Genomic DNA, 21322 nt, shown 5'->3' with positions numbered 1-21322 from the left:
ATGTTTAAAATTTATTGATCAACAAAATATATTCTTGCTAATCTATTCTAGTCTTACAATACTTCAATGAACTTATGGAATACTCAACGTATCCCCTTGATATCTACAGCTTTTCTGCGATCTTTAATACCCTACTCTCTCGTTGGGTTTGCAAAGGTAAGGAAGAAATTTTCATTTCCAAAAACAATTTTTTAAAAAATTTTATTTCTTTAAAATCTTTTAATCCATTATTTTTTATCTGTTATTTTGATTATTTCAAAACCTATTCCCTCGTTTGGGATTGCAAAGGTGCGACAGTTTTTTTAAAGTTCCTAATCTCATTTAGAAAGAATTTCACTTTTTACCTCTTCCTATTGATTTTCAGAACAATAATTTCAATACCCACTTTTCATTGATTCCAAACAAAGATTTTTCCACATTACTATAGATTACCATGCCATGCATAGCAATCATAATGATACATATATCCATGATTTTTAATCATAAAATAATGTGTGATGGAAATAATTTCTGAAGTTCTTTTGAGGCTTGGTTGATCCAAGAATTTGGCAACCTAAAGTAATATTAATGTCTTTGTACAAAGGGTGAATATTTTTTGTACGTGAATTAACTATCCTTAAAGCTTGTGGGAAGTACTCGAAGCCAATCTTTATCGGCAATGTTAAAGTGACCTCGTCAGGATTCAAACCTGAAACCTCCTGAGCCGTAATCAGGTGCTCTATTCAGTTGAGCTACGAGGCCAATATTGGAATGCAAAGGTAGATATGATTTTCATATTTACAAACTTCATTGCTAAGGATTTTAAAATTTACTTGATCAAAACATGTAATCAATTAAGAATTATAGATATACGGAACCTTGCCAATAACATTACAAAATTCCGATTTATCTAACTTCCGATATAAATTGATATTGGATACTTATGGATATTGACCATTAACAACCTGTTGAGCCAATGAATTGAAGTTGCTGGTAAAAAAGCATATAATCAGATTAAGAATTATTAAGATAAAAAGGAGCGTAAATCAAGTATGTTTTTATAATTTAGCCCCTTGATTAAAATCCAATAAATGCTTTCATGAAAAGACTAACACTATTATTCATTGTAGGATTGCTGACATTCAACACTTTTGCTCAAGAGAGAGAGCGAACTCCCATAGGAGGTAGACCAGATATCAAAGGTGATTTATTCTTAGACTTTGGTTTCAATACTTTAAATAACAAACCAGACGATCTGCAAACAAGATTTTTCCCTTCGAGGACATTCAATGCATATTATCAACACCCTTTCAATTTATTTGGTGAAGGGTCTGGGTTCACCTTCAATCCGGGAATTGGAATCGGAACGGACAAGCTTGCTTTTACAGAAGGTAGAACATTATTCAATAATCCAGCTGTAGGTACATCATCCAGCAGGCTTCAAGCGATTCGAGATGTATATGGAAACGACATACAGGTCAACACCAATGTAGTGGCGGTAAATTATATTGACATCCCACTTGAAATCCGATACCACTTTAATAAATCTAATTATAAAAAGAGCATGAGGGTAGCTGTAGGTGGAAAGGTGGGATTTCTTATGAATGCTCATACCAAAGTAGCATTTGAAGATGCGAATGGCTTGGAGAGAAAAATTAAAGATCGTCAAAACTACGGATTTGCACCAATTAGGTATGGGGTACACACTAGATTAGGATTCCCTGGCTTCAATATTTGGGGATATTACGGTTTGAATCAAGTCTTCCAAAAGGATAAGGGTCCATTTGGAACTGAAGCAAATCAAATCAATTTTGGTGTTTCATTTGCATTGTTTTAGGATTTCATAAATTCAATATAAAACCTCTAAAGCAACGTGTCAGAATTATGTCTTTCACCTTGCTTTAGAGGTTTTTTTATGTCCATCTATTTGCAAAGACGCCAGTACACATCATCTAGATAGATTGTAAGGTTCAAGTATCAACAGCAACCTGTCAGCATCATGCAGGTCTCCCCTATACTGAGAAAGAAAAAGTTAATACCGATATTGGCTGAAATCAAATATTGGTACCCTTTCTATATAACCCTTAAGGTATAAAAAGAGAATCGGAAAATCAGCCAAAAAAATAGCCTAGAATAAACAAATTCTAGGCTAAATCTCAAATTAAACTACATCTAAATTAATTCACTACTACTCTTGTTGCATCAAGATATGGTGACCAGACTTGATTAGATCTAAATCTTTTCTAAATAGTGCCACATCAGCAAGTACCATTTCACTTACCAAGGACTTCAAATCATACTTTGGATACCAACCCAATTGATTATTGGATTTAGAAGGATCTCCAATTAATAAGTCAACTTCAGTAGGTCTAAAGTAGGCAGGATCTACCCTTACAAGAACATCCCCTAATTGAACTTTATGCTCTACAAGCTCTACATTATGGGCTAATTTTTCGTAATCAATTGAATCCAAAATCCCAACTTCATCAACACCCTCACCTTCAAACCTAAGATTGAAACCAACCTCAGCGAAAGCCAGAGAAATAAAATCTCTTACTTTAGTTGTTACACCTGTTGCAATTACGTAATCTGAAGGCTTGTCTTGTTGCAAAATCAAATACATTGCCTCTACATAATCCTTGGCATGCCCCCAGTCCCTTTTAGCATCGAGATTACCCATATATAAGATATCTTGAAGACCTAATGCTATTTTGGAAACGGCACGTGTAATTTTTCTAGTAACGAATGTTTCACCTCTGAGAGGAGATTCGTGATTGAAAAGTATACCATTGCATGCATACATATCATAAGCCTCTCTATAATTCACTGTAATCCAGTATGCATACATTTTGGCTACTGCATATGGAGATCTTGGGTAAAAAGGCGTAGTCTCAGACTGCGGCACAGCTTGTACCAATCCATACAGCTCAGAAGTCGAAGCTTGATAGATTTTGGTTTTCTTTTCCAAGCCCAATAACCTCACTGCTTCTAATATTCTCAATGTACCAATACCATCTGCATTCGCAGTATATTCAGGAATGTCAAAACTCACCTTGACATGGCTCATTGCTGCCAAATTGTAAATCTCATCAGGTTGAGTTTCTTGGATGATTTTGGTCAAATTCATTGAGTCTGTCATGTCACCAAAATGCAATTTGAAATTACTATTTTCTGAATGAGGGTCTTGGTACAAGTGATCTATTCTGTCGGTATTGAATAATGAAGTACGTCTCTTTATCCCATGAACCATATAGCCCTTTGAAAGCAATAGTTCAGATAAATATGCCCCATCTTGACCAGTCACTCCAGTGATCAATGCTACTTTCCTTTTGTTTTGTGAATTTTCCATGATTATATCTACACGAAATAGGTTAGCTAATTTTAACTTTTTTAAGATTGTAAGAATTCTCTAGGTACCATTCATACGTTTCGATAATACCTTTTTTAAGACTAGTTTTTGCTTCCCAGCCAAGAGATTTAAGCTTGGAAACATCAAGCAATTTCCTTGGTGTACCATCTGGCTTGCTGTCATCCCAAATAATCTCTCCTCTATGACCGACAATTTGTTGTATGAGCAGTGCTAAATCTTTGATAGTGATATCTTCGCCAGTACCTACATTGTAGAGATTGTCTGGTAATTGATTTTCAAGTGCAAATATTACCGCAGAAGCCAAGTCGTCCACATGTAAAAACTCTCTCATGGGAGAACCTGTTCCCCAAAGAATGACAGGAAGATTCCCTTGGATCATAGCCTCATGAAACTTTGTGATCATGGCAGGCAAAACATGGGACGTTTCTAGATCAAAATTATCTCTAGGACCATAAAGATTAGTTGGCATCAAGCTGCTATAATCTTTCCCAAACTGCTTCCTGATATATTCACAGGTTTTTACACCAGAGATTTTTGCTAGGGCATATGCTTCGTTTGTAGGTTCAAGCTCTGAAGTTAGCAAATACTCCTCTTTGATCGGTTGAGGTGAAAACTTTGGATATATGCATGAACTACCCAAAAAAATGAATTTTTCACAGTCATTGAGTAAAGAAAACTCCATGAGATTGTTTTGAATTTTCAAGTTATCCATCAAAAATTGATAAGGATAGTCTCTATTTGCCAAAATCCCCCCTACTCTAGCCGCCGCATCTATCACTACTTTAGGCTTCTCTTGAGAAAAGAAATACTCAACTTCGAGTTGATTTCTAAGATCAAGTTCTCCACTTCTTCGGGTTACAATTTGCTGATAGCCCAATTCCTTCAAGTGATTTACAATAGCAGACCCAACCATGCCTCGATGACCTGCTACATATATCTTTGTTTCTTTATTTATCATTTCTACCTTAAATATTTAGGATTTTCCAGTTCCAATCTTTCATAAACCTTTTTTACATCTTGAGCTTTTTCTTTATGAAGAACTAAAATGGCATCATCAGTCTCTACCAAAATCACATTTTCTACACCAACAAATTCTACTAGCTTGCTTGAATTCAAGACCATATTGGTATTGATCTTTCTTTGATCATCGGCAGGTGCGGCGTCAAATATTGCTTGAAAACTCCCCATGTCTGACCAACTAAAGTAGGATGGAATCACCTTGATTTTTTCAGTTCGCTCCATTACTGCATAATCTACACTAATGGAAGGGATTTCTCTGGACATCAAATCATTCATATAAATCCCGTTTCTTTTAAAAAACACTCTCTTGCTCTTTTCATAAACAACAGGTTCATATTTCTCTAGTTCTTCTAAGAATACACTTGCTTTGAAACAAAACATACCACTGTTCCAAAGAAACTTTCCCGATTCTAGAAAGATTTGAGCCAAGTCTTCAGAAGGTTTTTCTCTAAATGAAATCACCTCATTACCATCATGTTCTATATATCCAAATCCTGTTTCAGCATGCTTGGGTTTCAACCCAAATGTCACAATATGCCCATCAGAAGCCATTTGAATAGCCTGAAGCACAGCATCTCTGTAATCTTCATCTACTTGGATCAAATGATCAGAAGGTGTAATCAGAAGCACATCATCTGGATCTGCAGCAAAAGCTGCAAAGGCAATGGCAGCTGCTGTATTTCGTGGACATGCTTCCACCAATTCAGTGTACCTTTTCACCTTCATTTTCTGCATGATCTCTCTGGACAACTGATAGTTATCTATCCCTCCCACAATACAAATCTCATCGCAGTAAGTAATGTTTCTTTCTATGGACAATTCAAACAATGACCTACCATCAAAAAGCGGGAGGTATTGTTTTGGTTTGGATTTTCTTGAGAGTGGCCATAGCCTACTACCAACTCCTCCTGACAAAACTACATTGACTACTTTCATAAATTTGCTATAGTAATGATCGTGATTACAAACTATTTTATCAACGACATAAAATTAATACAATGATTTTAAAAAACAAATTTTTGTATTCAAAATACATTTTATTATTTTCATTAATCAAAAAATAGTAATTAGGGTATTATCAACCAATTCAAAAAAGTTTGTATATAAACATAAAATCCCTCAGTTTTTTTATGAAGAAATTGGGAAACTAGCTATAACTCACAGCACACCCAATTCCGATTTCCCCTTTCGATATCTTCCTCTCTTTTTTTGGAACTACTCACAAAAAATCATACTACAGATGTCATATTGAAGTTTTGAGCAGATGTATCAAAAGTCGAATATCTATTTGTCCACAAAAAATCTTTTCTCATTCATTTGTAAAAACTGATCATTGACATTTCGTCAGCAATTCATTTTAGGATTAAAGGAACTTCTTTGAAAAAATCCCACTCTTCAAAATGTAAAGAAAAGCTCGAATCACTTGCCAAAGCAATACTTAATATATAATCTGGGACTACTTCAAAAGTCTTGCTTCTCCAATGTTTAAAGCCAAGATCTCTAGTTAAGCCGAAAACGTTTAATCCAATATTGACAGGAACAGCCTGAGGATGGATAGAAAAACCATAACCCACAGCTTTGAGAAAAGCCTCCTTTCTAGTCCAGTATTGGAAGAATGTCATCAAAGGATTGTTTGAATTTTGAATTTGATCAATTTCATCAGGTTGAAAAACCAGCTCAAGCAATTCCTCATATTCAAATGTAGGAGAAACATACTCTAGATCAATTCCCAATGGTATAGATTCTCCTACAGCCAAATAGATATAATCATAAGAGTGCGTTAAATTAAATTGTAATCGATTTTTCAAGTCTATAAAAGGTTTACCAAACTCACTTTTCCCAAACTCCAACTCCTTTGGATCTACCATCAAATATTCAGATAAAATAACTCTCAAGGCTATTTGAGAAATCAATTTCCTATTCCTGTCCTCTTCCAAATAATACCTACCAACAAGTTCTTGCTCATAAGAAGTAAGAAAATCTATGACACCCCAAGATTTGGCATGATCTACTAGAGCTTGATGTGTAAGATTAGGATAAGCAGGAATTTGCCATACCCTAACCTTTTCACTATCAACACCTCCGTATAATTCATTTTTAAAATCAAAAATTAAATCGCATTGCAATGAAGTTCCCACTTGTCGCTGTAATTAATGTTGTAAATTATCTTTTATCAGTGATTGCAAGCTCTAATGATTTAGCCATCACATCAATATTGTCTGATTCAAATACTTTTTGATGATCACCTTGAATCATCGCTACTTTTACCTGGGAAGCAAATTCCCCCCAACCAAATGTTTCAAAATCCGGAAGCCAATGATATTGATCTTTAGATTTCAATAATGTCACGTTTATATCCATTGGTGTGATTTTGTGATTCCTTAATGCTTGAAGCAAAGTCTTTTCAATGTACTTGAATCTCATAATCAAGGGATCAATTTCACTTTCCCCTCTATTGTCAATGAAAGAGTTATAGAGTTTTTCAATATTGAGTATATAATAATGAAGCTTGTGCTCTTTATACAAGTTTGGATTTTTCAAAAGTAGCTTAAAATTGAAACACCGCTTTTTGAGAAATATTGTTGCTTTTGCTCTAAGTTTCGAAAAAGCATTAGGAAACTCACTTGATTGATCTGCGTAAGCTTCTATCATGATGACTCTTGGAATATCAATTCCGTGAACATCTTTCAGAACTCTAGCCATCTCAAATGCCACAACACCTCCAAATGAATAACCTGCTATTTCGATGTCACCATGTGGATGGAATTTCAAAAGTTCTTGAACATAATAATCGGCCATGGATTCAATGGAATCTAGGGGTTCGTCAGTCCCATTTAGCCCTTTGGCTTGTATGCCATAGATCGGTTGATCAGGGTGGAGGTAATTTTTCAAATTATAGAAAAATAAGACATTTAAACCCGCACCATGGACTATATACAATGGTCTTCTTTGTCCTGTCGTCTTGATCGGGACGATACAAGACCAAGCATCGGCAGGAGAAGATTCTGCAATTTTTGAAGCTAATGATGCAATTGTAGGGTAATGGAATAATGTGGATATAGAGATCTTTACACCTAATTTTTCATCAATCTTAGACATTACTTTCACTGCTAGCAAAGAGTGTCCTCCCAGTTCAAAGAAGTTATCATTTAGCTTAACCTTGCTAATTGCTAATGCCTCTTTCCAAATGTCTGCTATTCCCTGCTCGAGTGTTGACATATCTTCCTCATGAACTAGGGTCTCTTCAGAGGATGAAGCCTCGGGTAATGGTAGCTTTTGCTTGATTACTTTTCCATTCTGCGAAAGCGGGAATGAATCCATCAGGATAAAATGAGATGGAATCATAAAACTTGGGAGGGATTCTGCTAATGACTTCCTGACTTGTTGAAAATCAATCACCATTTGATTTTTGAAAGGCTCTCTAACGGAGTAGTTTCCATAAGATATAGCTGCTGGCACTGGAGGTAATACCTTTTCAAATGTAGAAGATTCAGGGATCAAACAAATTTCAAGCAGATTGTCAGTACCATCGTTTTGAAATCTTATATGAGCCCTAAAACCATTTTCTTTTGCAACAGACCAATATCCTTCTAAAGTAAGGTGTTCTGAAACAGGCTCAAAAGTGATGCCTTTAAAATCCCCTACCAGAGAGTTATTTCCAGATTGCTTTAAGAATTTGTAGAAGTTAAAGTCTTGCAAAGTTCTTTCATTTGGCAAATTTCTTACCAAGATGGTTTTACCTTTTCGTTCTTTCAAAAATCTACCCAATGTATCAGACTCTTGAGGAAAGCTTGTCCAATCTAAGGTCAACTCTACGCTCTGATTTTGTTTTCCGCCACCTTTATAGATCCAAATGTCATAATGGTATTTTGTAGTCTCGTTAAGAAGGGTCCCTTCTCTCAGCTGTATGTCCACAGCTGAGATCTCAGGAAAGATATCCTTCAAATGATAAAAGAATGAAGGGTCAGCTGTAAGTTCATCTTCTACCATCACTCTTCTACTCACAACTTCTTTAAAAGAATCCATAGACATACTTGGCTTCGAGTTCCTCAACTGATCAAATGCATGGTACATTTCCAAAGTACTTGCACTCTGCATGTCTCCAATGAATAAGCAGCCACCCTCTTCCAAGGTTTTCAGGCTATTTTTGATAGTATCTGTAAGGTAAGTGAAGCTTGGAAAATATTGAGCGACACTATGGATGATCACTAAATCGACCGAAGCTTCTGATGCAAAAGTGAAATTATGGGCTGGAGAAACTTCTGCATAAAGTCTACCTTTCAAATCTTCTCTACTCTCAATCTTCTTCTTGAGGTTATCTATAGCAGTGACAGCATAATCGGTAGCTATATAAGAATCCACTGTAGGAGCTAATTCCAATGCTATCTGACCCGCACCAGAACCGACCTCTATTACTTTTTTGGCACCTAAACTTCTCAATCTTTGAATAGATTGTCGCTTCCATTCCTCGGCCTCTTTCTCCAGATTAACGTCACTCCCCAAAACTTGTGCTATGACATAGTCCAAATCACCTACTTTTCCATCTTGATCATCAATCTTCCTCTGCCCTTCATCATAGACACTGTCCCATTTTTGTTTCCATGAATCTAGTTCACTTTCATTATGGATTTGCTTAGGAATGACATAAGCAACCAAGTGCTGCTCATCTCCGATAGATTTCATATCGACTAGTGCATCCTTGATTTCTGGGATAGAGACAATTTTATTGGATATCTCATCCAACTCGATTCTATATCCTCTGAACTTTACTTGCTGATCTTTACGACCCAAACAATAAAGCTCACCTGAAGCATCATATTTCCCAAGATCTCCAGTTTTGAAAAGTCGTAGATTAGCATTTTGTTTAAATGGATCTGAGCTGAATTTTTGGGCGTTTAGATCATCCCTGTTGATATATCCCTGCCCTACACCTTGACCAGAGATATACAACTCACCGACTTCACCTTCTGGAACGATGTTTCCGAAATCGTCCACTATATATATGTTGGTTCCTTTGATCGGTTTCCCAATTGAAATGGCTTCCCCTTTTGTGGTAATTTTTTTTATGGTCGAAAAAACTGTAGTTTCAGTTGGCCCATAGATATTCCAAAGTGAACCCACTCTATCCAATAACCTATCTGCTACGTGAATTTCCAAGGGTTCCCCCCCACTGATTGCTTTTAATGACGAGAAATTCTTCTCCCACCCTTTGCCCAACATCATTTTCCAATGAGATGGTGTCGCAAACATTACGGTGATTTGATGCCTATGGATAATATCAAGCATTACCTCAGGATCCCTTCTCTCATAATTATCTAATAAAAATGTCTGAGCACCATGAACATAAGGCAAGAAAAGCTCTAAAATGGAAATATCAAACGAATTGGACGTGACAGCCAAAAACACATCTTCACTAACAATCCCTGGTGTCTCGCTGACATTCATCAGAAAGCTGTGTAAATTACCATGGTCTAATATTACTCCTTTCGGATTTCCCGTCGAGCCAGATGTGTAAATAATGTACGCAGGGTCGTTTTGAGTCAATTCCACTTCCACATTACCATCTCCAAAACCCAAGCTTTGAGCAGCTGCATCATCATAAATAATGGTTTGGGTAAGGTCTTTGAATTTTTCTTGGTTTCTTTTATCAATTAAAGCAAATTTTGCCTCTGCATCATTTAAAGTGAAATCAATTCTACTGATTGGATAATCCGTATCAATTGGCAGATATGCTGCTCCTGCTTTTAAAATAGCGAAAATAGCAATGATCATCTTTTCTGAACGTTCCATTACCACTCCGATCCTATCGCCTTTTTGGACACCTATCGACTTCAATTGACGAGCAAGTCTGTTTGATATGGAGTTGAGCTGATAGTAAGTCAACGGCTTGTCTTTGAATATGACGGCTACTTTACTAGAAAATCTATCTACAGCATTTTCCACCATTTGGACCACGGGGACAAAGTCCTCCACTTGACTAGCTTCCATGGAAGAAGGTAGTGTCACGCGATCCTTGTCTTGCATGATCAGCTGATGAATAGAGCATGTATCCATATCAAGCACTTGATTCAGCAGACCAATTAGTCCTTCAGACCAATTCAAAACGGTATCTGCGGTATACAAATCTGGATTATAAGACCACTCAAGAGCTAGTTTTTCTTTTGTCTCAAAAAGATTCAAAAAGAGCTCAAAGTTCTCAAAATTTCGTGGATTGGTTCGAATAGAATAGTCTAGACCATAAAAGTGAATCTGATCGTCCATTCCTAGATCAACATTAAATACAATAGGAACTACTGGAATTTCATTTGGCTTTCGCGCAATTCTCATTTGCTTCAAAAGAGTTCCAAATGTGATTCTTTGATAATCTAGTGCTTCATTCAATTTTCTTCTTCTCTCTTTCAAATAGTCTGCAAAAGAAAGTTTCAAATCAACCTGTACTGGAAGTGGTAATAGATTCACACAATGCCCCATCAAGTCATATTGCTCTGTGGTCACTTGACCAGCTGAAGGAAGACCAATTAAAAATTGTCTTTGATTGGAAACCTTTGCCATGAGCAATTCAAAGCAAGAAAGCATGAGATTAAAAAAGCTAACACCTTTACTTTTTGCATATACTTTTAGCTTAGCAGCCAAAACTGGCTCTATGATAGTATCAATTCTTCTCCCATTGTAAGTCCTATTCTCTGATCTCTCAAAATCTGTAGGCAGACTCAAACTAATTGGATCTGAGCCGATCTCCTTTTTCCAAAAATCTAAATTTCTTGCGAACTCAGCCGAATGAAGGTAATCAGATTCTTCTTTACTGTAAATGCTATAGCTCGGTGGAGAGGGCATTTGCAAGTTAACACCTTGAAAGTAGGCGTTGTATAGTCTAGACACATCTCTCAGAAAAACGCCAGAGGACCAACCATCACAAACTATATGATGAGCTGTAAATACAACATAAAGCTCATCATGCGAAGTTTGAATCAGCGTGATTTGATATAGTGGACCATTTACCAAATCAAAATTTCTCATCATCTCTTCATTGATAAGTTCTTTGAGAATTTTGTCACGCTTCAATTCTTCGAAAGCCTGTAAATCTAAATACTCAAATGGTTCAATATGGTTTTTGATTTCATAAGTATGCCCATCATCAGAAAATACTGCTCTCAAAATCTCATGCCTCTGAATGGTATCAGAAATTGACTTTTTCAATGACAATAAATCTAAGAAACCTCTCAATTCTAATGTAAGAGATTCATTAAAAGCTCTGTTTGCATCCTCACCACCTATCACACAGCTAAGCCAAATTTCTTGCTGAGATTCACTTGTGAGGCAAACCTTATTGTTTGTTGTTAATTCCTTAATCGTATCCATATTTAATGTACTATAAAAATTACTACCCTATAACCCTTTGTAGATTTTGAAGATGCAACTGAACTCATACTGATTTTATACTATAAATCAGCACCTTACAATTTCAGTTAAGCATTTTGCATGATTAGACTTTCTTTGAAAAACCCCACAGCCAATAGTTCCTCTACAGCATTTATGAAAGTATTTGCTATAAAGTCAATATCCTCATCCGTGTGTGCTGTAGTCATGAAACAAGGGAATCCATCATAAATCTGTATACCCTTTTCTCTCATCAAGGAGAATATTAACTCTGTATAATTGACATCAAATCTTGGCTTGAATTTCCATAAAGAACCAAAATGAACAATGTCAAATGGAAGGCTTTTACTTGACAAATATTGGTTCAATCTTTCCGCAAGTTCTGAGGTTTTTTGTGTCAATACGTGCTGGAGTTTGCCTCCATCTTTTTGTAAAAATTCCAATGCTGCTTTGGCAGCTACGAGTGATAAAGGGTGCCTGACGAATGTACCTGCAAAATAAGTTACACCTACTTCAGGGACAGAGTCATCTCCATATTGCCAAAAGCCTCCATCAATGGCATCCATGAATCGTTTATCACCTGCAATTGCGCCAATAGATAGACCTCCACCTATTACTTTTCCATAGGTACATATATCTGCTTTGATTTTGAATACACCTTGAGCACCTTTCAAATGCATTCTAAAACCAGTGATAACTTCATCAAAAATCAATGCAGCACCACATGAGGAGGTTATTTCTCTTACCTTTTGAAGGAATTCTACAGGTCTGAACTCAGGTCGACGGCTTTGAACAGGCTCTACCAGAACTGCTGCAATTTCATCTTTCCTTTCTCTAATGATCTGAAGCGACTCCTCTGTTCCATAATCAAGTACCAGCATATTCTGAACGGAGTTCTCCATAATACCACTCGCTGCTGGGAATACCTTTTTGTTTTGAATTCCTCTAACGATAGCTTCATCAAAAATCCCATGATATGAACCATTGAAAGATACTATTAAACTTCTATCTGTAACAGTTCTGGCAATTCTCATAGCTCCCATCACTGCTTCTGAGCCGGTATTGCACAAGGCAGCTCTGTCGTGTCCTGTCATCTCACAGAGCAATTGACAGACCTCTCCAGAAAGTGGATGCTGTGGGCCAATCTCATAACCTTTATCTAGTTGTTCCCTCAATCTTTCATTGATGAACTCAGGTCTATGTCCAAAAATAATAGATCCAAATCCATTCAAAACATCTAAATACACATTGCCATCGATATCCCAAATTCTGCTCCCAAGTGATCGATTGACCACCAAAGAATAAACCATCTCTTTGATAGCGGGTTTGAATCCAGTAACCACCCTAGGATCAGACATATGTGACCTATGGTTTTGGGTATAAGCTTTTGAAGATTTTGTCATCGCCACCAATCGCTCCACGTGCGCATTAATGAACATTTTCTGCTCCATACTTAATTCCACATCTTTCTTCTGAATCCTAGCAATCGCTCCAAATGGCTTCTTAAGTTCCACTGACTCTGCTTCAGACAGCTTGAATCCAGTCGTCTCATTGACTTTTGGTTGAACCTCTTGGCTAGTTGGTACAGGAACTACAGGCTGATTTGGATTTGCTGGAGGAGTCGTATTCAAATTGTGCTGCTGTATACTATTCAATTGCCGAGACAGCAACTCCATTTGCTGGGCGATCATATTGATCATGGCATTTTGAACACCGTTACTTACATATGTTTGTTGCGGAGTAAATGCCTGATTTGGCAAACTGAAATTGGAAGAGGTCGGTTCTTGCTGGGGAATATCCAAAGTAGGTGAATGCGCTGCAGGACCGGAGGTAGGCAAATATATCTCCTTCTTTTCATTAGATATATTTTGGTCAATATATGTTGAGATTTGACCTACTGATTGAAGCTCTTCATTTAATTGTCTAAAGCTTAACTGGACACCAAATTCATTTCTAAATTTCGAACCAAGCTGTGTCAAAACAAGTGAATCAAGACCCATTTCAGAGAAAGTTATATTCTCGTCTGGCATTTGTACACCTGTAGCATCAAGTATAATTTCTTGAATTTTTTTAGAAAAAATCTTTGTAGTATTCATTTCCCTAGCTGTAATTAAATTTTCTACTTTATTTAAATTTTCGTTTTTGGCAAATAATTGCTCAGTTTGTTGTTTTTGAGGAGGGTCTAACCAATAGCGTTGTTTGTCAAATGCATAGGTTGGAAGATCCTTTATAAGCTTATCTACTTTGTTTACAGGCTTGAAATTCACGGAATTTCCCGATTCCCAAATTCTCCCTAGGGTGTTCAGGAAAGTTTGGAGTTCTATTTCACTATTTGGGTTGTGAGCAATACTATGATACACTTCCCCTCTTTGTGATAATGGATTCTGTCTAACCAGACTGCTTAAAACATTGCCTGGTCCCACCTCTAGAAAGTTGAAAGAGCCTTGCTGGTCAATGGTCACCAGGGCATCGGAGAACAATACTGGATTGACAATCTGCCTTGCCCAGTAGTTGGCACTCATCGCTTCACTGTCTTTTAGAAGACTTCCCGTCACACTGGATACTATTGGAAGCTTTGGTCTTCTAAGTGTAATTTTTGATATTTCATTCTCAAACTCCCCTAGAACTGGCTCCATCATATATGAATGAAAAGCATGACTAGTCTGGAGAAGTCTAGACTGAAAACCAGCCGCTTGCAATGTCAAAGACAGGTCTTTGATTACCGTCTGATCTCCAGACAGTACACAGGCATGAGGCGTATTCACTGCTGCAAGAGAAACATGAGAATTAAGATATGAACTCACTTGAGCAGCAGAAGCCCTTACTGCAAGCATAGAACCTTGTGGCAATTGGCTTATCAACTGTCCCCTCTTACATACTATACCTAAGGCTTCTTCGAATGTCATTACTCCTGCAAACACCGCTGCACAATACTCCCCAATACTGTGACCGCAGAGAATCAGCGGCTCTACTCCTAAAGAAATCCAGAGATTACCTAGTGCAAATTCCGTAAGAAAAATGGCAGGTTGAGTATATTGAGTTTGTCTCAATCTTTGGGATGCTTCGGCAGATTGTGATGCTGAGAAAATAATTTCTAAAATATCGTACCCATAAAACCTTTCAATATAGGCTCTACCTTGATCCATCGTCTCACGATAGGCATCAAAATACTGATACAATTCGTACCCCATTCCCACGTATTGAGCCCCTTGTCCTGTAAATAAAAATGCAAAATCTTTTTCCCTTGAGGCTTCTTTATGGACATTGAAATCACTAATCAAATATTGCAATTTATCTAGTAAATCTACTTTATCCTTGGCAAGAACAAACTTACGTAGTGGATAATCAGGCCTGTAAAGCTGCAAAGTAGAGGCAATACCTTCAATATCCTCATCTTCTTGATCTGAGACATATGTTGCTAGTCTTGCGGCATAGGACATTAAAGACTTTTCGCTTTTGGCAGACCAGTTGATGATATGTAAGGGCATTGAGACCGCATTCTTACTCTCCTCTTCATCGGATGCTTCTATTTGCTCATGTTGAGATAATATTACATGAACATTGGTACCACCCACCCCAAAAGAGCTGACTCCAGCAATCAAGACCTCATCCTCAGCATAGGCAGTCAATCTATCATTGATGAAAAATGGCGAGTTTTCTAAATCAATGTTGGTATTTAATTTTTCAAAACCATGAACAGGCACCATCTTTCTATGCTGTATTGAAAGCACAGCTTTGATGAAACCTGACACACCTGATGCTGCATTCAAATGACCTATATTGCTCTTGATAGTACCTATGGCACAATAATTTTTTTGCTTTGTATCTCCAAAAGCAATTTTCAAACCTTCTATTTCTATGGGATCGCCTAGAGGTGTTCCAGTTCCATGGGCTTCTACAAATTTCACATGCTCTGGACTGATATTGGCATCATTCATAGCCATTCTGATAGCGGAAGCTTGACCTTCTACACTTGGTGCACTGAAGCTTCCTTTTCCTCCGCCATCATTGTTTACACCTACGCCCTTGATTACTGCTAGGATTTGATCACCATCTCGCTCTGCCGCTTTCAAATCCTTTAGCAAAACCACACCAACTCCATCACTAAAAACTGTTCCTTGAGCATTATGATCAAAAGATTTACAATGGCCATCTTTGCTGTAGGCCGCACCTTCTTCATACAAGTGCCCACTTTTCATAGGACTTTTGACACTCGATCCGCCTGCAAGTGCTACTTCACAATTCCCTGACCTAATGCTTTCAGTGGCTTGCACAATAGCCAATAAAGAAGATGAACAAGCTGAATAGACACTAACTGCTGGACCTGTAAGGTTCAGATGATATGCGGCTCTACTAGCTACAAAATCTTTTTCGTTGAGCGAGCTTACCTGAAAATCTCCCAAAGCCTGAATCTTTTCAGGGTAATGCATGAGGTTATTGAGAAAGTAAGTATTGGAACTTACACCTGCAAATACTCCGATTTGGGAGTTTGCGTCCTTACTTCTGTATCCAGCACTTTCCAAAGCCTCATAAGCAACTTCCAGAAAAACCCGCTGCTGAGGATCCATTGCCTCTGCAAGCATCTTATTCAAACCAAAAAATCGAGCATCAAATTCATCTGCCTCTTTGATTAGCCCTCTAGCTTTTACATAATTTGGCTGCTTAATAATTTCAGGATCTAGAGAAGAATCTAACTCATAATTTTCAAAAAATTGAATCGCCTCTCTATCGTTAATCAACAAATCCCATAAGGCTTTGACATTATCTGTATTCGGAAATCTTCCTGCTACTCCTATCACCGCCACCTCATGGCTTTCAGATTTCTTGTTTTTTTGATTAAAGCTTAATGTCTTAGTCGCTTCGTTTGATTTATTACTGATAAAATTTCTAACTATTTCTACTACAGTAGGATATTGATATAGTTTGACTATTGGGATTTCTAAATTCAATTCAACCCTTATCGTAGCGACAAGCTTCTGTGCTTTCAATGAATTTCCCCCAAATTCAAAGAAATTATCTTGGACACCAACAACATCAAACTGAAGTATGTCCGAAAATATTTGGCATAGTCTTTCCTCTATTTCACTCTTTGGCTTCAGGTATGGGAAGTGGAAATTTTTCCTAATTTTCAGTGGCTTAGGTAAAGCCTTTTTATCGACCTTACCAGAAGCAGTTTTAGGAAAATCATCCATTTCAATAAAAAAGTCAGGAATCATATAGCTTGGCAAATTTTCCTCCAAAAATGTCCTAAGTTTGGAAATTTGATCCTGCACTTTTTGTTCAAATTGAACATATCCTACAATCATCTTCTGATTCGTCGAATCGATGTCTAATTTGACCACTGCCTGTTTTACTGAAGGGTATTTATTGATGTTCACCTCAACTTCACCCAATTCAACCCTATTGCCACGTATCTTTACTTGGTCATCTACCCTTCCTTTGAACACAAAAGATCCATCAGCATTCCTACTTACAATGTCACCTGACTTATACGCAATCTGAAAATCCGGATCAAGATTGGGTACTGAAACAAAAAACTCAGCTGTCAAATCATCTCTTTTCTGATAGCCTTCAGCTAAGCAATTGCCCATGATATAAAGCTCTCCGCTTTCTCCATTAGCACACTGATGAAGCTGCTCATTTAGCACATAGAGCCTACAATCTGCCACAGAATAGCCAATATGCGGGATTTCATCCCATTTATTCGCATCACCTTCCAAAGTATGAGCTGTCACAAAAACACTTGCTTCTGTAGGTCCATAAAGATTTCTAAGCTTCGTGTTTGGCAATTTGACAAAACAGGACCTGATCTGTGGAGTGATCTTCAATAACTCCCCTCCAGTAGTGATCTCTGTAAGTGAATAGGGCAAATCTTCAGACTGAAGAATTTCATCGACAAAGTACTGTAAGCTGACAAATGGTAAGAAAAGTCTGTTTATTTCATGCTTCAAAACATAATTCAACAAAAACTTCGAATCCAGTCTATCTACTTCATCGATCAGATGCAATGTATTGCCAGAGGAAATCGCTACAAATATCTCTTTGATAGCACCATCAAACCCTAGATAACAAAATTGTAAAACATTATCTTGGCGATTTTCTCCAATTTGAGTTTGTCGAAACTTTACCATTTCGATTAGCCCCTTATGCTTTAGCCTGACCCCTTTAGGCACTCCTGTAGATCCAGATGTAAATAAAATTGCCAAAATTTCATTCTCAAAAACTTTAGATAAACATTGATTGTCTGAATCTTGAGCACTAAAATGGATAAAGTGAAGTCCTAATGCCTCCATTTGAGACTTTTCAACATCACTTGCTATGCATGCATGAACGCCTGCAATCTCAATAACAGAGGCCAGTCTTTCTAGTGGATGAAGCGTATCTATTACGACATAAGTCTTTCCTGCCTTTAGAATAGCTAGAATTGAAGTTATAGTATGTAAATGTTTTAATGCACTTACACCAATTACATCCTCCTCAGCATGATGAACAAGTAAATAATTTTTAAGCTTTTCAGAAGCATTGTCCAATTGCTGATAAGTGAGAGAATTCTCTTTATAAATAACGGCAATCCTATCAGGCATTGCTACTACCTGATCTTCAAAAAATGATTGTATTCTACTGTAATTATGTCTCATATCACCTCTTATTTTCAAAAATCCAGAGTTGGTTTAACTTGAAACAAAGTTATAAAAAGTAATTTAATATACAAATTTCTGTATTTAAAATTCATTTATTTAATTTCAAAATACATGTTACAAGCATAATTAACCAGATAAAATAAATTCATTCAATTGATTTACAGAAACTTATACTAGTTTAAAAAAATAGTTTAGACATAAAATTGAAAATACAGAAAAATCATTTAACCCAAGTAGCTAAAAAATCACCATAAACGATTTCAATTAATCAAATCAAAATACAGAAAAAAAGACCATCTGATACAGATGGTCCTTTAACAAATCTACAGGTTAGGGTATTTTTAATGTGGAACTTCCCTAAGAACCACGACTTGTTTTCCGAGCTTGACTCAGTTCGCTAATTATTACAATTCACAATTACGTTTTATTCCTTTGCTGACAGAAACTTGCTTTCATTTTAAGAATGTATCCAAGAACCCTCCTCCCTAAGTGACCACCTAAAACTTGTAACCAAATACAAATCAAGTGTTTATTAAATTTAATGAAATAAACGGACATATACATGATCCAAGTTTATTATCTATTCATACTTCGTCATATGCGAGCAAGCCCTCTATTGTCGTTAGAAATATTAAGACAAATCAATTTCAGCTCTTTCCACTGCTGGGGCAAATGAAGATTACATCAATAAAACTACTACCAATGTTTAGCTAAGATATCGATCAACAAATAAGCTTGCCTATTTGAATCTAAATCACTTTAAAGACCCAATATTTTTTCAATAGGAATTATTTGGATGCATTTTTATGTTGTAAATATACATTAATTTGTATTTCATAAAAAAGTTATTCTGTTAAAATTTTCAACAAATACTTTTTTGTCATTTGCAATTGATATAATCTTCTTAATATCAGCCGGTTCAGACTGTACTCAAATTATTGTAAACTATGATTATCCACTTGAACTAGGGGAAGAACACCTCAAACAAAAAACGTGTCTTCAGGTTTAAAACCAACCCTTAACCCGTTAATGTGTTAAATTCAGCAATAGACGCATCTAACAACCTCCTAATCACGCAATCACTCTGGGCACGTTGATTACTAGTGCTTTAGAGAACAACTTTTTTATAGATATAAATATTTTGTTTTTCCTTCAAAATCTATTGCATCGCTATTTTCTAAAAAAAAGTCATCAGCCAATTATTCTCCGAGTTTTAACAAACACTGCGCTATTACAAGAATTGAGTTAAGTTCACAAAAGATATCTATTAGCTTTTTTATATCTTTGGGATGTTTAGAAAAAAGGCATGAACATTAAGCTAGGTCACAAAAAAGTCTATTTTGCATCTGATTTTCACTTGGGCGCTCCAAATTGGGAGCAAAGTCGTCAAAGAGAGGAAAAAATCATAAATTGGCTTGATGAGGTTTCAAAAGATGCAGCTGCGATATTTTTGGTAGGTGATATATTTGATTTTTGGTTTGAATATGACAAAGTAATTCCTAAAGGATTTATAAAATTCATATCTAAAATCTCTTCTCTTCGAGACAGCGGAATTCCTATAATTTTTTTTACAGGAAACCATGACCTTTGGTTCAAAGATTATTTCACGCAAGAATTGAGCATTCCTATCAATCATAACCCTTTGGAAATAACGGTGGAGGGGAAAAAACTCCTAATAGGTCATGGAGATGGTCTTGGACCTGGAGATGAGTTTTACAAATTCCTTAAAAGTATATTTACAAACCGCTTTTTTCAATGGATTTTTAAATGGCTTCATCCTGATATAGGTATTAGGATCGCACAAGCTTGGTCTGGAAAGAGCCGCTTATCCAATATGGAAAAGCAAGAGGACCTATTTAAAGGAGAGGAAGAATGGCTATGGGCCTATTGTAAGCAAATAGATAAAAGTAGAGATTTTGACTATTACATCTTTGGTCACAGGCATTTGCCTCTTGACCTTCCAGTGGGAAAAAATTCTCGATACATTAACTTAGGCGAATGGGTTTCTCAGTTCACTTATGCAGTGCTAGACAAAGAAGGGCTTCACTTAAAAAAATTCGAAGGATGATTAGACGCTTGTTGACTTTTATATTCCTTCTCAGCTGCATACATCAAATATCAAATGCACAAGATGTAGCTTGGGGACAGCCGAAAGCAATAAAACTTGAAAGGATAACTGGCTTATCCATAGACAATCAGGAAAGTATATTTATAGGTACATCGGAGGGGGACCTATATCAGTTTGATGAAGATGGTGTGTATGTAAATAATTTCTCACCCAGTCGTCAAAGTAGAGTAGATTTCATAGAGGCGGCATGGACTGTCAATGTATTCACTTTTTCTGTAGACTTACAAGAATACAGGCTTTTCGACAGATTTTTAAACCCACTGAGTGAAATTGCCATCCAAACCAAGGGAGTAAATCTCGCGAAAGCAGCCACAATTGGCAACAATAACATCATTTGGGTCTATGATGAATCGGACTTTTGTTTGAAACAATTTGACCATCGCCGAAACCAAATCACACAGCAACAACCATTAAATCTGATTTTAAATAATTCCGACTTGAATGTTCTAGAGGTCAAAGAATATCAAAACATGGTGTTTGTCAATATAAAAAATGAAGGAATAAGTATATTGGATAATCAAGCGAATTTGATAAAAACAATCAATATCAAGATCACAGGAATCTCTTTTGATAAAGAAAATCTGATATACAACCAAAGTAATCAATTAGTTTTACATAATTTCATCAGTGATACTAAAGCACATTATACACTACCTGTTGAAGTTACAAATCACAAAGTCGTAACTAGCAAAAAAAATGTGATTTTCTACAATTCTGAAGAAATTTTAATCTACAAAAAGCCTAAAAACTTCTAAAAAGTCAAAAACGATTATTTTTATAAAAAATTGTTAAATTCCAATGATAATG

At 36.5% G+C, this 21322-nt stretch carries 9 protein-coding genes and 1 tRNA gene; 3 read left to right on the top strand and 7 right to left on the bottom strand.

What is annotated here, in order from left to right; genetic code table 11:
• Positions 1 to 667: 667 nt before the first annotated feature.
• Positions 668 to 741: transfer RNA gene (locus MM214_RS17525), tRNA-Arg, on the bottom strand.
• 337 nt (positions 742 to 1078) lie between these two features.
• Between MM214_RS17525 and MM214_RS17520 the strand changes: the two genes are divergently transcribed.
• Positions 1079 to 1816: a porin family protein gene (locus MM214_RS17520; RefSeq protein WP_241297472.1), complete on the top strand. Its 738-nt coding sequence runs from the start codon at positions 1079 to 1081 to the stop codon at positions 1814 to 1816.
• A 351-nt stretch (positions 1817 to 2167) separates the two neighbouring features.
• Here the strand turns inward: MM214_RS17520 and gmd are convergent, their stop codons facing one another.
• The 6 genes from gmd to MM214_RS17490 form a co-directional block, all read right to left on the bottom strand.
• Positions 2168 to 3328 (bottom strand): GDP-mannose 4,6-dehydratase, encoded by a 1161-nt coding sequence (gene gmd, locus MM214_RS17515; protein WP_241297471.1) that lies wholly within the window; start codon positions 3326 to 3328, stop codon positions 2168 to 2170.
• 22 nt (positions 3329 to 3350) lie between these two features.
• Entirely contained in the window at positions 3351 to 4307 is a 957-nt protein-coding gene (locus tag MM214_RS17510; RefSeq protein WP_241297470.1) for a GDP-L-fucose synthase family protein, read from the bottom strand.
• A 2-nt stretch (positions 4308 to 4309) separates the two neighbouring features.
• Positions 4310 to 5305 (bottom strand): mannose-1-phosphate guanylyltransferase, encoded by a 996-nt coding sequence (locus MM214_RS17505; RefSeq protein WP_241297469.1) that lies wholly within the window; start codon positions 5303 to 5305, stop codon positions 4310 to 4312.
• 416 nt (positions 5306 to 5721) lie between these two features.
• Positions 5722 to 6507, bottom strand: a complete 786-nt coding sequence (locus MM214_RS17500; protein ID WP_241297468.1) for a 4'-phosphopantetheinyl transferase family protein — start codon at positions 6505 to 6507, stop codon at positions 5722 to 5724.
• Positions 6508 to 6532: 25 nt separating this feature from the next.
• Complete coding sequence (locus MM214_RS17495; protein WP_241297467.1) at positions 6533 to 11728, bottom strand: non-ribosomal peptide synthetase; 5196 nt, start codon at positions 11726 to 11728, stop codon at positions 6533 to 6535.
• Between the two features lie 107 nt (positions 11729 to 11835).
• Positions 11836 to 18384 (bottom strand): polyketide synthase, encoded by a 6549-nt coding sequence (locus MM214_RS17490; protein ID WP_241297466.1) that lies wholly within the window; start codon positions 18382 to 18384, stop codon positions 11836 to 11838.
• A gap of 1309 nt (positions 18385 to 19693) precedes the next feature.
• On the opposite strand from MM214_RS17490, the gene MM214_RS17485 reads away from it, so the two are divergent.
• Positions 19694 to 20455 (top strand): UDP-2,3-diacylglucosamine diphosphatase, encoded by a 762-nt coding sequence (locus tag MM214_RS17485; protein WP_241297465.1) that lies wholly within the window; start codon positions 19694 to 19696, stop codon positions 20453 to 20455.
• Entirely contained in the window at positions 20452 to 21270 is an 819-nt protein-coding gene (locus tag MM214_RS17480) for a hypothetical protein (RefSeq protein WP_241297464.1), read from the top strand. Before MM214_RS17485 ends, MM214_RS17480 begins: the two co-directional genes overlap by 4 nt.
• Positions 21271 to 21322: the final 52 nt, after the last annotated feature.

It is taken from the genome of Belliella kenyensis, from assembly GCF_022549675.1.
Taxonomy (GTDB): Bacteria; Bacteroidota; Bacteroidia; order Cytophagales; family Cyclobacteriaceae; genus Belliella; species Belliella kenyensis.
The sequence above is the reverse complement of the archived record's forward strand: the minus strand, read 5'-3'. Positions and strand labels throughout refer to the sequence as shown.